9 protein-coding genes and 1 pseudogene are annotated in these 14,670 nt (G+C 60.5%); 2 read left to right on the top strand and 8 right to left on the bottom strand.

The window, feature by feature from the left end:
• Positions 1 to 24: 24 nt before the first annotated feature.
• Entirely contained in the window at positions 25 to 906 is an 882-nt protein-coding gene (gene nifH, locus DPA2511_RS02540) for a nitrogenase iron protein (protein WP_012764121.1), read from the bottom strand.
• Positions 907 to 1,000: 94 nt separating this feature from the next.
• Complete coding sequence (locus DPA2511_RS02535) at positions 1,001 to 1,213, bottom strand: hypothetical protein (protein WP_023638120.1); 213 nt, start codon at positions 1,211 to 1,213, stop codon at positions 1,001 to 1,003.
• 250 nt (positions 1,214 to 1,463) lie between these two features.
• Here DPA2511_RS02535 and nifJ point away from each other — a divergent pair, with 250 nt between their 5' ends.
• Both nifJ and DPA2511_RS02520 read left to right on the top strand, forming a co-directional pair.
• Positions 1,464 to 4,976, top strand: a complete 3,513-nt coding sequence (gene nifJ / locus DPA2511_RS02530) for a pyruvate:ferredoxin (flavodoxin) oxidoreductase (protein ID WP_012764120.1) — start codon at positions 1,464 to 1,466, stop codon at positions 4,974 to 4,976.
• Positions 4,977 to 5,582: 606 nt separating this feature from the next.
• The gene (locus tag DPA2511_RS02520) at positions 5,583 to 6,065 is read left to right on the top strand and encodes a DUF2501 domain-containing protein (RefSeq protein ID WP_012764119.1); all 483 of its coding nucleotides are present in this window, start codon (positions 5,583 to 5,585) and stop codon (positions 6,063 to 6,065) included.
• Positions 6,066 to 6,362: 297 nt separating this feature from the next.
• Here the strand turns inward: DPA2511_RS02520 and astE are convergent, their stop codons facing one another.
• From astE to DPA2511_RS02485, 6 genes and pseudogenes are all read right to left on the bottom strand, one after another.
• Positions 6,363 to 7,385, bottom strand: a complete 1,023-nt coding sequence (gene astE, locus DPA2511_RS02515; protein WP_012764118.1) for a succinylglutamate desuccinylase — start codon at positions 7,383 to 7,385, stop codon at positions 6,363 to 6,365.
• A gap of 17 nt (positions 7,386 to 7,402) precedes the next feature.
• On the bottom strand, positions 7,403 to 8,752 hold the full coding sequence (gene astB / locus DPA2511_RS02510; protein WP_012764117.1) for an N-succinylarginine dihydrolase: 1,350 nt from the start codon (positions 8,750 to 8,752) through the stop codon (positions 7,403 to 7,405).
• A 25-nt stretch (positions 8,753 to 8,777) separates the two neighbouring features.
• Positions 8,778 to 10,249: pseudogene (astD, locus tag DPA2511_RS20935) on the bottom strand (succinylglutamate-semialdehyde dehydrogenase).
• A complete protein-coding gene (gene astA / locus DPA2511_RS02500; RefSeq protein ID WP_012764115.1) occupies positions 10,249 to 11,283 on the bottom strand; it encodes an arginine N-succinyltransferase in 1,035 nt (344 codons plus the stop codon). Before astA ends, astD begins: the two are co-directional and overlap by 1 nt.
• Positions 11,284 to 11,304: 21 nt before the next feature.
• The gene (locus DPA2511_RS02495) at positions 11,305 to 12,525 is read right to left on the bottom strand and encodes a bifunctional succinylornithine transaminase/acetylornithine transaminase (protein WP_012764114.1); all 1,221 of its coding nucleotides are present in this window, start codon (positions 12,523 to 12,525) and stop codon (positions 11,305 to 11,307) included.
• Positions 12,526 to 13,130: 605 nt separating this feature from the next.
• Complete coding sequence (locus DPA2511_RS02485) at positions 13,131 to 14,639, bottom strand: TolC family protein (RefSeq protein WP_012764113.1); 1,509 nt, start codon at positions 14,637 to 14,639, stop codon at positions 13,131 to 13,133.
• Positions 14,640 to 14,670: the final 31 nt, after the last annotated feature.

Genomic DNA, 14,670 nt, shown 5'->3' with positions numbered 1-14,670 from the left:
CGGCGACTGGCGCGGGGTGGGCCGTCAGGCGGCATTCTCTTCGGCGGCGGTTTTGCCGATGATGCTGGTGTCTTCCTCCTCCATGATGCCGAACTCCATCAGCAGCGCTTCCAGTTCGTCCATCGTCACCGGCGTGGGCACCACCATTTTGGTGTTGTTGACGATCTTGCCCGCCAGCGTGCGGTACTCATTGGCCTGTTTGCATTTAGGGTCGTATTCGATCACCGTCATGCGGCGAATTTCGGCACGCTGCACGATGTTGTCGCGCGGCACGAAGTGGATCATCTGGGTACCGAGTTTTTCCGCCAGCGCGATGATCAACTCATCTTCCCGATCGGTCTGACGGGAGTTGCAAATCAACCCGCCCAGGCGCACCTTGCCGGACTTGGCGTACTTCACGATGCCTTTGGAAATGTTGTTGGCGGCGTACATCGCCATCATTTCGCCGGAGCAGACGATGTAGATTTCCTGCGCCTTGTTTTCGCGGATCGGCATAGCGAAGCCGCCGCACACCACGTCGCCCAGTACGTCGTAGAACACGAAGTCGAGGTCTTCTTCATAGGCGCCCTCTTCTTCCAGGAAGTTGATGGCGGTGATCACGCCGCGGCCGGCACAACCGACGCCCGGCTCCGGGCCGCCGGATTCCGCGCAACGCACGTTGCCGTACCCAATTTGCAGCACGTCTTCCAGTTCCAGGTCTTCAACGGAACCGACTTCCGCCGCCATTTCCATAATGGTGTTCTGGGCTTTGGCGTGCAGGATCAGACGGGTGGAGTCCGCTTTCGGGTCACAGCCGACGATCATCACCTTCTTGCCCATCTCCGCCAGCGCGGCGACCAGATTCTGAGTAGTGGTGGATTTGCCAATCCCCCCTTTGCCATAAATGGCGCATTGACGCATAGCCATGGTGGTATCTCCTGTTCAGATTGAATGCCTGTTGCATACGACAGAAGAAGTGCAGGGAACATACCAGCCGTGCCACATAACCTAACTGTTTGATTTAAAGATATTTGATAAAAAAACGCGGCCACGGGAGGAACAAAGGCAAGACAATCGGCAGACCAATTGTTGTAAACGGGACAAAGGATACACGAACGGCAACGCCGCCGATGCCGTGTTGCCGGTTCCGGCCCGCCATACCGTCCAGCTCAATCTGTGGCGTCGGCCCCTTCACACGCAACAACGCCTGTGCGTTCAGACGGCGGACAGCCACCGCGACCCCACACTTTGTTGGCAGGCCGACAGGATGTCGCAGTCCGTGTCTTATTCCGCGCAATTCCAGCGCCGCCGTTGGCAAGCGTCTGCGGTGTCATCAGTAATAACTCATTCAATAAAAAACACTTTCTCACCCCTATCCTGAAGTGGCACAGGCTGTGCTACTGGCTTGGTTAAACGGCGAGTACGCGGTGAGATCCGTTCTGACTCACCGGCAATAACATCCGCCCCACCAAGAGGAACCGTACATGGCAAGAAAGATGAAGACGATGGATGGGAATGCCGCCGCAGCGTATATCTCCTACGCATTTACCGATGTTGCGGCTATCTATCCCATCACCCCCTCCACGCCCATGGCAGAAAACGTCGATGAGTGGGCAGCCCAGGGGAAAAAGAACCTGTTCGGCCAGCCGGTCAGGCTTATCGAGATGCAGTCCGAAGCGGGCGCCGCCGGTGCGGTGCACGGCTCTTTGCAGGCCGGGGCGTTGACCACCACCTACACCGCATCGCAGGGGCTGTTGCTGATGATCCCCAATCTGTACAAGATTGCGGGCGAACTGCTGCCGGGCGTGTTTCACGTTAGCGCCCGCGCGCTGGCCACCAACTCGCTGAATATTTTCGGCGACCATCAGGACGTGATGGCGGTACGGCAAGCCGGCTGCGCCATGCTGGCGGAAAGCAGCGTACAACAGGTGATGGATCTGGCGGCGGTGGCGCATCTGGCCGCCATAAAAAGCCGGGTGCCGTTCATCAACTTCTTCGACGGCTTCCGTACTTCCCATGAGATCCAGAAGATCGAGCTGCTGGAATATGATGAGCTGGAACCGTTGCTGGACAGACACGCGCTGGATCGCTTTCGGCGCAACGCCCTGAACCCGGATCACCCGGTGATCCGCGGCACTGCCCAGAACCCGGATATCTACTTTCAGGAGCGGGAATCCGTCAACCCGTTCTACGATGCGTTGCCGCATATCGTGGAAGACTATATGGCGCGCATCAGCCAGTTGACCGGCCGCGAGTACCATCTGTTCAACTACCACGGCGCGCCGGATGCCGACCGGATGATCGTCGCAATGGGTTCAGTCTGTGAGACCATCACGGAAACCGTCGATTACCTCAACCAACACGGCGAAAAAGTCGGGCTGCTGACGGTACATCTCTATCGTCCGTTCTCGCTGGCGCACTTCTTCTCCGCCATTCCCGACTCCGTCCAGCGTATCGCGGTGCTGGATCGCACCAAAGAACCGGGCGCGCAAGCCGAACCGTTGTACCAGGACGTCAAAACCGCCTACTACAACCACGATACCCGGCCGTTGATCGTCGGCGGGCGCTATGCGCTGGGCGGCAAGGACATCCTGCCGGCGCATGTGGCGTCGGTGTTCGACAACCTGTTGCAACCGGTACCGAAGGACGGTTTCACGGTAGGGATCGTCGATGACGTCACCCATACCTCGTTACCGCAGCCGAGCGTCCATATCGACACCGCGCCCGCGGGCACCACCGCCTGCAAGTTCTGGGGGCTGGGTTCGGACGGCACCGTCGGCGCCAACAAAAGCGCCGTCAAGATCATCGGCGACCAAACCCCGATGTACGCGCAAGCCTACTTCTCCTATGACTCGAAAAAGTCCGGCGGCATCACCGTCTCGCACCTGCGTTTCGGCCAGCGCCCCATCACCTCGCCTTACCTGATCCACAGCGCTGATTTCATCTCCTGCTCCCAGCAGTCCTATGTCGATAAATACGACCTGCTGGCCGGGCTGAAAACCGGCGGCACCTTCCTGCTGAACTGCACCTGGAGTGCCGCAGAGCTGGAAGCGAAACTGCCCGTCGCCATGAAACGCTATCTGGCGCGCCAGCAGATCCGCTTTTTCACCCTCAACGCGGTGCAGATCGCACAGCAGCTTGGGCTGGGCGGGCGTTTCAACATGATCATGCAGGCGGCGTTCTTCAAACTGACCGGCATCATTGCCGAGGCCACCGCCGCCGACTACTTAAAAAGCGCGGTGGTCAAATCTTACGGCAGCAAAGGGCAAAACGTGGTGGACATGAACTGCGCCGCCATCGACCAGGGGATGCAGGCGCTGGTTAACGTCGCCATTCCGGCGCACTGGGCGACGCTGCCGGATGACACCGCCGACGCCGCCCGTCCGGTGCCGGCCTTTATCCGCCAGATTTTGGAACCGATGAACCGTCAGGAAGGCGATCTGCTGCCGGTCAGCGCCTTTGCCGGCATGGAAGACGGCACCTTTCCACCCGGCACCGCTGCGTTTGAAAAACGCGGCATCGCCATTCAGGTGCCGGCCTGGCAACCGGAAGGTTGCACCCAATGCAACCAGTGTGCGTTCATCTGCCCGCACGCCGCCATCCGCCCGGCGTTGCTGAGCGAGGACGAACGACAGCAGGCGCCAGTGGCGCTGCAAAGCAAGGCGGCCAACGGCGCCAAAGGCTACCACTATCATCTGGCGGTCTCGCCGCTGGACTGCTCCGGCTGCGGCAACTGCGTGGATATCTGCCCGTCGCGCGGCAAGTCACTCACCATGCAGCCGCTGGAAAGCCAGCAAGCGCAAATTCCGCTGTGGGAACATGCGCTGGCGCTCGCCCCCAAGGCCAACCCGTTTAGCAAAACCACCGTCAAGGGTAGCCAGTTCGAAACGCCGCTGCTGGAATTCTCCGGCGCCTGCGCCGGCTGTGGCGAAACCCCCTACGCCCGCTTGCTGACCCAACTGTTCGGCGACCGGATGCTGATTGCCAACGCCACCGGCTGCTCCTCCATCTGGGGCGCCAGCGCGCCGTCGATCCCCTATACCACCAACCACAAAGGGCAAGGCCCGGCCTGGGCTAACTCGCTGTTTGAAGACAACGCCGAGTTCGGGCTGGGGATGTTGCTGGGCAGCCGCGCCGTCCGCGAACAACTGGCAGGCGATGTGGCCGCCGCGTTAGCCCAGCCGCTTAGCCCGGCGCTCAGCGAGGCATTCAGCCTGTGGCTGGAACTGAAAGATCGCGGGGAAAACACCCGTGAGCGGGCGGATCGGCTGACGGCGTTGCTTGAGCGTGAAAAAGGCGAGGATCCGCAGCTCAACCGGATCTATCAGAACCGCGACTACTTCGCCAAACCGTCGCAGTGGATCTTCGGCGGCGACGGCTGGGCTTACGACATCGGCTACGGCGGGTTGGATCATGTGCTGGCCTCCGGCGAAGACATCAACGTACTGGTGTTCGATACCGAGGTGTACTCCAACACCGGCGGGCAGTCGTCCAAATCGACGCCGGTGGCGGCGATCGCGAAATTCGCCGCCGAAGGTAAACGCACCCGCAAGAAGGATCTCGGCATGATGGCAATGAGCTACGGCCACGTTTACGTGGCGCAGATAGCGATGGGCGCCGATAAGGCGCAGACGCTGAAAGCGATTGCCGAAGCGGAGGCCTGGCCGGGCCCGTCGTTGATCATCGCCTACGCCGCTTGCATCAACCACGGGTTGAAAGCCGGTATGGGGTGCAGCCAGCGGGAAGCCAAAAAGGCGGTGGACGCCGGTTACTGGCACCTGTACCGCTTCGATCCGAACCGGCAGACGCAGGGCAAAAACCCGTTCATCCTCGACTCGGAGGAGCCGGAAGAGGATTTTCAGGCGTTCCTGATGGGAGAGGTGCGTTACGCCTCGCTCAAACGTCAGCGTCCGGATATCGCGACAGAACTGTTCGCGCAAACCGAACAGGATGCCAAAGCGCGCTTTGAACGTTACCAACGCCTGGCGGACGGCTGATCGCCGCCGGCGCCCCCATGTTGCTGTTGTGTCTGGGAACAGTGACGGTATCCCCCCATCCGTCAGGATACCGTCCAGACAAGGATGTCATGTTGGTATAGACCCGCCGTTGGGTCAGGCTGGCGGGCAGTCGACAAACCTGGCTGGCATCGCGTAACCCTGCGGGATGCCGCCCGGCGCCTATCCTTTAAGGTTCTGGCATTCGCCCTGTCACACCCGGCGGCGCCTGATACCGCAACCAGGCGCCGTCGTGCCCGGCCTGGCGGCATCATGTCACCGCCGGAGCCGGTGCGGATGACGACTGCCCGCCGCCGCCTTTTTTCGCGCCATCGTTGGGCCTGGTCGGCCTGAACGCCGTCGACTGCACATGAAATGATTGCTTCATCCCCCCGGCAATGACGTACCCTCTCTCGCGATTTTTCAGTGTTAGCGGTGATTTCGGTTTTATCGGCGATGTCGGTTTTGTCGGCGATGTCGGTTTTATCGGGGCGATTTCGGTTTTATCGGCGATTTCGGTTTTATCGGATAGTATCCAACGACCACGGCGGTAAACTCACCGCCGCTTTCTTGCCTGCCTGTCAGGCCACAAAAAAGAGTGAATCCGTTATGAAATCCATCAAACACGCCATGAACACCGTTGGGTTAACCCTCCTGCTGGCCGCAGGCAGTGTTCAGGCGGCCGGTTGGCAAGACACCTTGTCCAGCGCCGCCAGTCAGTTGAACCAGAACAACGCCGCATCACCCAGTCAGGGCAACCTGGTCAGCCTGCTGAACGGCGGCACGCAATCACTGAGCGCCGGCACCATGAACAATGCGGCGGGTATCTTGCAGTTCTGCATCAAACAGAAACTGATTGCCGCCACCAATACCGACAATATCAAAAACCAGCTGTTGAATAAGCTTGGCTTGTCCACACAGCAGGAGCAGCAAAAACAGACCGATTATTTGCAAGGGCTATCGGGGATGCTGAATACCGGCGACGGCAAACAGTTGAATCTGAACAATATCGGCAGCACGCCGCTGGCGGAGAAAGTCAAAACCAAAGCCTGTGATCTGGTGCTGAAACAGGGCGTCAAATTCATCTCCTGATCCCCTCGCTTGGTGCGCCACCAACCGGCGCACCCGCAATCCACTCGCTTATCAATACCGGCCCGCAAGGGCCATTGCATTCAACGCCGGGGCGTCACGCCCTGATGCAACGCCAAGCTGTGCCCCGTCACGCTTTCTCGCCCTCGGCCTTTCACTACAGCAACGTGAACACCACGACAGCGACGTGCCCCCCTTGGCTATGACGATTAACGCTTAACAAAACCCGCACGCTGCGCCGTTTTCAAAAGCCATGTTCACGGTGTTCCTAAAATACGCAACGCGGTTAAGGGCCATACCTCAGTCCGCCGGTTGCGACAACACGCCCCCCGCCAACTCGCCCGGCGCTATCTCCGTCAGCACCATGCCGGCACGCAGCCCTTGCGCCACCGACGGGTTGGGAAACAATATCCACTCCCGCTCATGGGCGACCCGGTACGCTTCCCCCGGTTGCTCGCACAGCAACGTGCCGCGTGCAAACGGCGTGAAATTCGGCGCATCACCGGCGACATGCAATTGAAACGCCTCGCTGCGTTTCATCAGCGAACGCACCACGCTGAATAACCGCATCGGCGCCACCCGGCGTACCGGCATCGACGTACCGCTCACCAACGCCCGTAGCGCCTGGTCGATCGCATCGAACTGACTGAGGTCGTTCTCCCCCAACGGGCGCGCTTTGCCCAACTCCAGCGTGCAGCTGGCCGCCATGAGTTGCTCGCTGCTGAAATGGCTGAAGGTGCCGCCCGGCTCGCGGTGTACCACCAGCGCATCCAGCTCCGCCGCCGTCAGGCTTTCCAACAGCAGCAGATTATAAGGACGTTCCTGGAACGGCAGCAGCCCGAAGCGCGGCAACAGCGAATCACGAATCGCCGTGTGCAGATCGTAGTGATAACGCTCGACGCCGCCGGTCAGCACATCCGCAGCAAAAAACGCCGTCAGCGCCTGTTCCAGCCAGTGGGCGCGCACTGTCTCGCCGCTGAGCGGGAAACGGCTGTGGCGCCCGCCGAACATCCGGTTGATGTCGCTGTGCAAGTAGCGTTTTCCCGCGCGGATCGCCGCCGGATTACCCAATACCAGCAGCAGCCGTACCGTCAAGGGAAGCCGGCCGGTCAACAGATCGCCCGCCAGCCGGTCGAGCAGTTCGATCGGCGCGGTTTCATTGCCGTGGATCCCGGCCGACAGCGCCACCGCACGCTGATACCCCGCCGTCGGCGTCAGTTCCAGCCCCCCTTCCCCCAACCAGCGCCAGCGCAAACCACCTTGCTCGCCGCAGGACGGCGTCGACATTTCACCCCGTAGGGTCTGAGCCAGAAAATCATTCATTGTGTATCTCTCTGCGATCAACGGGATGACTGCTGGAAGGGATAGACCGACCCCAGCCCTAAAATGCGGGTCAATTCATCCAGCGCGGCGCGGCTTTCGCGCAGCAGCTGCGGATCCGCCAGGTCGTCCTGCGTCAGCCGATCGCGATAGTGGCGATCCACCCACTGGTTCAGCGTGACGAACAGCGCGTCGTTCATCAACACGCCGGGATTCATCGCCCGCCGCTCGGCGTCGTTGAGCGCCACCCGCAACCGTAGGCAGGCCGGGCCGCCGCCGTTACGCATGCTTTCGCGCAAATCAAACACCCGGATATCGTCAACCGGCCCGCCGCTGGCTGCCATCTCGCTCAACATCTCCCACACGCCTGCATGTTGGCGGCACTCTTCCGGCACCACGATGGTCATGCCGCCGTCCGGCCGGGTCAGCAGTTGGCTGTTGAACAAATAGGTGCCAACCGCATCCGCGACCGATACCCGCGCCGCCGCGACTTCAATCACATGCAGAGTCTGTTCCAACGTCGCCAGCTTACGCCGGATTTCATCCAACGCCTGCGGTTGATGCAAGAACGCCAATTGATGGCAAAACAGCACCTGCTGGTTGCTGACCGCGATCACATCGTTATGAAACACCCCCTGATCAATCACCGCCGGGTGCTGCTGCACAAACACCGTGTGCGCCGGATCGAGCTGGTGCAGCCGGGCGATCGCCTCGCTGGCCTCCCGAGTCTGGCGCGCCGGGTAGCGCTGCGGCCCCGGCTCGCCGTCAAACTGCTGTACGCCGTAGACAAACACCTGCACGCCGCGGCGGGCATAATCACCGCCCAACCGGTTGTGGTTGGCCGCGCCTTCATCGCCGAACAACGCCGATTGCGGCAGCGCCTGATGGTGGGCGAAATGGCGGTCATCGCGGAAAATGGCGCGCAGCACCGCCGAGGTGGTTTCCGCCTCGATCGAACGATGAAATTTATTGTTCAGGTTGGCGGCGGTGAAATGCACGCGCCCATCGGTGCTGTCCGCCGACGGCGATACCGTGGCGGCGTTGGCCGTCCACATGGACGACGCGGAACTGAGCGTTGAGAGCAGGCGCGGCGAACGGCGCATCGCCTGCGCCAATACCGCTTCGTCGCTGCCGCTAAACCCCAAACGGCGCAGCATCGGCAGATGCGGACGCTCCTGCGGTGGCAGCACCGCCTGCGTCAGCCCCAGATCCGTCAGCGCCTTCATTTTCAGCAAGCCTTGACGGGCGGCCAGTTGCGGGTTAGCGACGACATCGCGGTGCCGGGTCGAGGCTTCATTACCGAACGACAGGCCGGCGTAGTGGTGCGTCGGCCCGACCAGCCCGTCCATATTCATTTCAAATCCAGACATCATGGTTCTCCAGGCGGGATAAGGGTTACAGCAACAGCCCCGGCGACAAGGCCGCGGGCAATGTCAGGGTCTCGCTTTCGAGCGACGCCATCGGCCAGGCGCAGTAATCCGCGGCATAAAACGCGCTGGCGCGGTGATTACCGGAAGCGCCTACGCCGCCGAACGGCGCCGCGCTGGAGGCCCCGGTCAACGGCCGGTTCCAGTTAACGATACCGGCGCGCGCCTCCAGCAACAGGCGTTCAAACCGCTCGCGCTCAGGCGACACCAACCCCACCGCCAGCCCGTAACGGGTGCTATTGGCCAGGCGCAGCGCCTCGTCGAACGACCGGTAGCGCGTCACGCAGGTCAGTGGGCCGAAATATTCTTCATCCGGCACCCCCGCCACGCCGGTGACATCCAGAATGCCCGGCGTCAGCAGCCCGTTATCCGCCTGTGGCCGCGTCATGGGCAGGAAAGGTTTGGCTCCCAACGCCAGCAGTTGCCGTTGCGCCGTCATCATCCGATCCGCCGCCGCAGCGGAAATCACACCGCCCATAAACGGCTGTGGTTCATCGTTCCAGCGTCCGACGCGCAAACGCGCCGCCACCTCCACCAACCGGCGCAGGAATGCATCCCCTTGCTCGCCGTCGCGCACCAGCAATCTACGAGCGCAGGTGCAACGCTGACCGGCGGAGATAAACGCCGACTGAATCGTCAGGTTGACCGCCGCGTTCGATATCCGTCGCCTCATCGACGATCAGCGCATTGTTGCCCCCCATCTCCAGCGCCAGCATCTTGTCCGGCTGCCCGGCCCACTGGCGATGCAGGTGATAACCGGTGCCCGCGCTGCCGGTAAACAGCAGCCCGTCGATCTCCGGGCTGGCAGCCAACGCCGCGCCGGTGTCGCGCCCGCCTTGCACCAGGTTAAGCACGCCCTGCGGCAACCCGGCCTGCTGCCACAACGTCACCGTTTCCTCAGCGGTCAGCGGCGTCAGCTCGCTCGGCTTGAACACCACGCAGTTACCCGCCAGCAGCGCCGGGACGATATGCCCGTTCGGCAGGTGGCCGGGAAAATTATAGGGGGCCGAACACCGCCAGAACGCCGTGCGGCCGATGGCGCAAGGTCGCCGCGCCGTCCGCCATCGGCGTGCTGCTCTCGCCGGTACGCTGCTGGTAGGCCTTCAGCGAGATGGCAATTTTGCCGATCATCGCCTGCACCTCAGTCAGGGTTTCCCAGCGTGGTTTGCTGGTTTCACGGCTGATGGTTTCCGCCAGCGCCGTTTTATGCTGTTCCAGCAGCACGGCAAAACGCTCCAGCACCGCGATACGCTCAGCCAGCGAACGACGCGCCCAGGCGGGAAACGCACGCCGCGCCGCCTCACAGGCATGCGCCACATCGTGCTCATCCGCGCCGGCGGCTTGCCACAGCACATGGTTATCCAGCGGGTCGGTTTTGGTGACGACGCCGCCGCGGCCAGGCCGCCAGACGCCGTCGATAAACAAGGATGCATGCGACATCAGCGATTCTCCGCAGTCGTCAAAGGAAGGATGCGTACCGGACTACCCGCCTGTACGCCCAACGCCGCCGCCTGGGCGGCATCCACATTCAAGGTGTCGTGCCCGACGCCGCCTTGCACCAGCAGCGCCCGATAATTGAGATAGTCGTCATTGGCCGCCAGATACACCGGCGCATCCGGCGATGTGGGCTGCTCGCCCAACGCAACGCTAACGCGACGACTCTCTTTCACCGCGCGCAGCTCGTCCAGCGCCGCTTCCAGCGTCGGGCCACCGTCGAAAATATCGATATAGCCCTGATAGCGCAGCCCTTCCGACTCCAGCACCCGGCGCGCCGGCACCGTATGCGGGTGCACCTTGGCGATCGCCGCGCGGGCGTCTTCCGGCAAAAAATCCACGTACAGCGGATGGCGCGGCATCAGTTCGGCGATAAAGGCTTTCTGGCCGGTACCGCTTAAGTAATCCGCAGTGGCGAAATCCATGGCGAAGAAGTGTTTGCCGACGCCTTCCCAGAACGGCGAGCGTCCGTCATCGTCGGCATAGCCGCGCATCTCGGCGAAGACTTTGTCGGCAAAATGCGAGCGAAACGCGCTCATAAACAGAAAACGTATTTTGGACAATAGCTTGCCGTTCAGGCTATGGCGGTAGTCCGGATCCAGAAACAACGTGCACAGCTCGCTGTAGCCAGTGTGATCGTTGCTGAGAAACAGCGTCGGCACCGCCCGGTAGACATTGAGCGTTTTTGAGGCATGAACCTGCGTACCGACACGAAAGTTGTACCAGGGCTCCTCCAACCCTACCGCCGCCTCCAGTGCGCTGACGCCGACCACTCGGCCTGCATCGGTATCCTCCAACACGAACAGATACCCTTGCTCCCCCCTTGATGCGCTGCCTTGGCGGGTTTTCACCATCCGTTCGATACGGGCGGAAAGAATCGCTTCGTTACACGGCAGCGACGTTAACCCGACGCCGGTTTTCCCGGCCAGCGTCAGTAAATCGGCCAGATCGTGCTCCTGAACATGGCGAATGATCATCATCTTTGCATCCTCCCGCGGTTATCAGCACTCGGCGCAAAATCGCGCCAGCGCGCGTGCCAACCGCGACACCCCTTCGTCAATGTCCGCTTCGGGGATGATCAGCGACGGCGTAAACCTCACGACATCCGGCCCCGCCATCAGCATGATCGCCCCTTCTTCGCCCGCCAAACGCAATAGCTTTTTGGCCTGCCCGGCAAACGCCTCCTTGAGTACCGCGCCCAGCAGCAGCCCTTTGCCGCGCACGCAGGAAAACACCGGATAGCGCTGATTCAATGCATCCAACCCGGCCACCAGGCGACGGTGGCGCGCCGCTACGCCCGCCAACACCTCCGGCGTATTGATAAGGCCGAATACCGTACCGGCTACCGCCGCCGCCAGCGGATTGCCGCCGTAGGTGGTACCGTGTGACCCGACCGATAGCGACTGCGCCAGTTTTTCGGTGGTGAGCATGGCGGCGATCGGGAAGCCGCCGCCCAGCGCCTTGGCGGTGGTCAACACATCCGGCACGACGCCGTAGTCCATATAGGCATATAGCGACCCGGTACGGCCGACGCCGGTTTGCACTTCATCGAAAATCAGCAGCGCGCCGTGACGATCGCACAGGGCGCGCAGCCCTTGCAGGAACGCCGGATCAGCGGGCAGTACGCCGCCTTCCCCTTGAATCGGCTCGACAATCACCGCACAGGTGCGTTCATTGACGGCAACTTCCGCCGCCGACAGATCGTTAAACGGTACATGGAATATCCCGCCGGGCAGCGGTGCGAAATCCTGGGAATATTTGGGTTGCCCGCCCGCGCTGACGGTGAACAGCGTGCGGCCGTGAAAGGCGTTGCCGAACGCCACAATACGGTTTTTATCGGCGATACCACTGTCGTGGCCCACTTTGCGCGCCAGCTTCAACGCCGCCTCGTTGGCTTCCGCGCCGGAATTGCAGAAAAACGCCCGTTCGGCGAAGGTGGCGTCGATCAGCTGTTTCGCCAACCGCAACACCGGTTCATTGGTGTAGCCATTGCCCATATGCCAGAGCTTGCCCGCCTGCTCAACCAGCGCCGCCTGCGCTGCCGGATGCGCGTGCCCTAACGCATTGACCGCGATGCCGCCAGCAAAATCGATATACTCTTTTCCTGCCTGATCCCACACGCGGGAACCTGCGCCGCGCACCGGGATAAACGCGGCGGGGGCATAGACCGGCACCATGCGGTCATCAAAATCACGACGGGAAACAGACTCGGGATACTCCATACTGACCTCGGTAGTTCTTCATTATTTTGCCTCTTCAGGCCACCTGGCCGCCGAATGGCGCAGAATCAATAAAAAACAGCGCATGCCAGCCGGCGTGCTTTCGGTAAACGGGGAATTCCATCGGCACTACCTTGGAATAACCAACGTAACAAATTGTTTTATATTTAATTTTCACTCATCACTCTTCGGCACCCAACCAACCGGAAAACAGATGTGCTGTTATCCGACCTTATAACAACTATAGAGCAGCTATCGTGCCAGAGAATGAATAAAATCGGAGTGAGTTATATTTTTACATTAAAAACAATGATTTATATTGCATATATATGCAATATTTATGCATTCAAAACTGAGCAGCAGGAAAAAACATGAGAAAAATCCACGCTGACGTCAGAAAATCTATTCAAACGAAAAAAATACGTTTTCCCTGAGCCGTAGGGTAAAAAACCGATGCAACGTCACGCACCACAGGGCCATCAACGCACCAAAATAAGGCAATGACTGCACCCATACAGTGAAGAAACCAAGGCGCCGGAGAACACATGACGTAGAAGGCGTGTCATGAGGCCGCAACGGGCCGCATGACACAAAACACAAGAAAGGGATCAGAAGGATTGCAGTGAACCGATATTGCCCTGTTGCCAGTTGGCTTCCGACTGACGCAGCGCCTGGCTGATATCGGCGAGCCGATCGGAAGGCAGCTTCTTCGGCAATAAATCCAACCCGACCGTCGACAGAATTTGCCCATAGGTATTACGCAGTTCCGCATAGGCCAGATCCTGGCGCAGGCTGGCGTTCAGCGCGTTCAGCTCGCCCTGGATCAGCTGCAATTCGCCGATGCTGTTCGCTTTATAACGGTTTTGCAGTTGTTCGGCGATCTGGCCGTCCAGGTCACGCAATTCCGTACTGGTTTTGTACTGACGCAATGCCTCATTGAAATTGGCGCGGGCAATGTAAAGCTGCGCCATCACCGCCAGCGACATCGCCTGGCGCTGCATTTCCGATACGGTTTCATTGGCCTGCGCCGCTTTATGCGCTGCCGGCCCGGACAGCAAGTTGAACAAATTCCAGGTGACTTTCACCCCGACATCCGCCCAGCTCTGATTGACCATGAACGAGTTGCTGTCGTAGTGACCGCCCGCGCTCACTTCAATCCCCGGCAGCATACGCAGCAGGGATTTGCGGGTTTCAGCCGCGTGAATGCGCACCTGATAATCTTGCTCTCTCAGCTCCGGCCGGCTAACCAGCGCGGCCTGCTCCAGCGTATTGAAATCCACCGTCAACTGCGGCGTAACCATGTCCTTACCTGCCGGCAACGCCAGCGTATAAGGCGTGTCCAGCGGCAGGTTCATCAAGGTTGCCAGTTCCGTTTTCGCCAGCGATAACGCTCGACGTTGCTCTTCCAACTGACGCACCGCATCGATCAACGCGCGACGATAGCTCAGCGCTTCAATCGGATCGCCCACCTGCTGCGTACTCATGTGCTCACTGGCCTCGCGCGCCTGATTGACCCGGCCGATCAAGCCATCAATGCGCCCCAGCAAGCGCTCAGCCGCCACCGCCCGCCAGTACGCCGAGCGCACATCCTGCAGGATGGTATGCACCACTTTGCGTTTACGCTCTTCGGCAATCCAGCCCTGATCGGCTTTCTGCTTGGCGCCGACATAGCTGACGCCGAAATCGAGCACGTTCCAGACCATCGTCAGGTCGGCAACCTGACGATCACGATCCAGCGAGGTCGACGGCTCCAGCGATTGTCTCCCGGTTTCCACGCTACGGCTGCTGGATGCGCTGGTATTGCTGCGCCCGACATAACCCGCCGCCATCGCCATCTGGGGCAGCATGTCGTAACGCGCCAGCTCCAGTTGTTGCTGTGACAATGCCTGCTCCATCACCTTGAGCCGCGCTTCCAGATTGTATTTCAGCGCCCGCGCCATGGCGTCGTACAAGGTAATCGGCGCAGTGACAGGCTCCTGCTTGCCAAACATGACAACCTTGTCTTGCTGAATGCGTTGTTCACTTTGTTGTTTTGAGATGGGCTGGCTCGTTACGGCGCAGCCACTCATCGCCATCACCATCAGGCTAAGACTGAAAAACTTACGACCCTTTGACACGTTCTACTCCTGCCCATTGTTGTTATTGTCA

The sequence above is a fragment of the Musicola paradisiaca NCPPB 2511 genome, assembly GCF_000400505.1.
Taxonomy (GTDB): Bacteria; Pseudomonadota; Gammaproteobacteria; order Enterobacterales; family Enterobacteriaceae; genus Musicola; species Musicola paradisiaca.
Note: the sequence above shows the minus strand (reverse complement) of the source record. Positions and strands in the feature narration are given on the sequence as shown.

What these genes read in the sequence shown, in the direction of transcription:
- astB (WP_012764117.1), bottom strand. Translation starts at nt 8,752, where the DNA reads ATGTCTGGATTTGAAATGAATATGGACGGGCTGGTCGGGCCGACGCAC.
- DPA2511_RS02495 (WP_012764114.1), bottom strand. Translation starts at nt 12,525, where the DNA reads ATGGAGTATCCCGAGTCTGTTTCCCGTCGTGATTTTGATGACCGCATG.
- nifJ (WP_012764120.1), top strand. Translation starts at nt 1,464, where the DNA reads ATGGCAAGAAAGATGAAGACGATGGATGGGAATGCCGCCGCAGCGTAT.
- nifH (WP_012764121.1), bottom strand. Translation starts at nt 906, where the DNA reads ATGGCTATGCGTCAATGCGCCATTTATGGCAAAGGGGGGATTGGCAAA.
- astA (WP_012764115.1), bottom strand. Translation starts at nt 11,283, where the DNA reads ATGATGATCATTCGCCATGTTCAGGAGCACGATCTGGCCGATTTACTG.
- DPA2511_RS02520 (WP_012764119.1), top strand. Translation starts at nt 5,583, where the DNA reads ATGAAATCCATCAAACACGCCATGAACACCGTTGGGTTAACCCTCCTG.
- astE (WP_012764118.1), bottom strand. Translation starts at nt 7,385, where the DNA reads ATGAATGATTTTCTGGCTCAGACCCTACGGGGTGAAATGTCGACGCCG.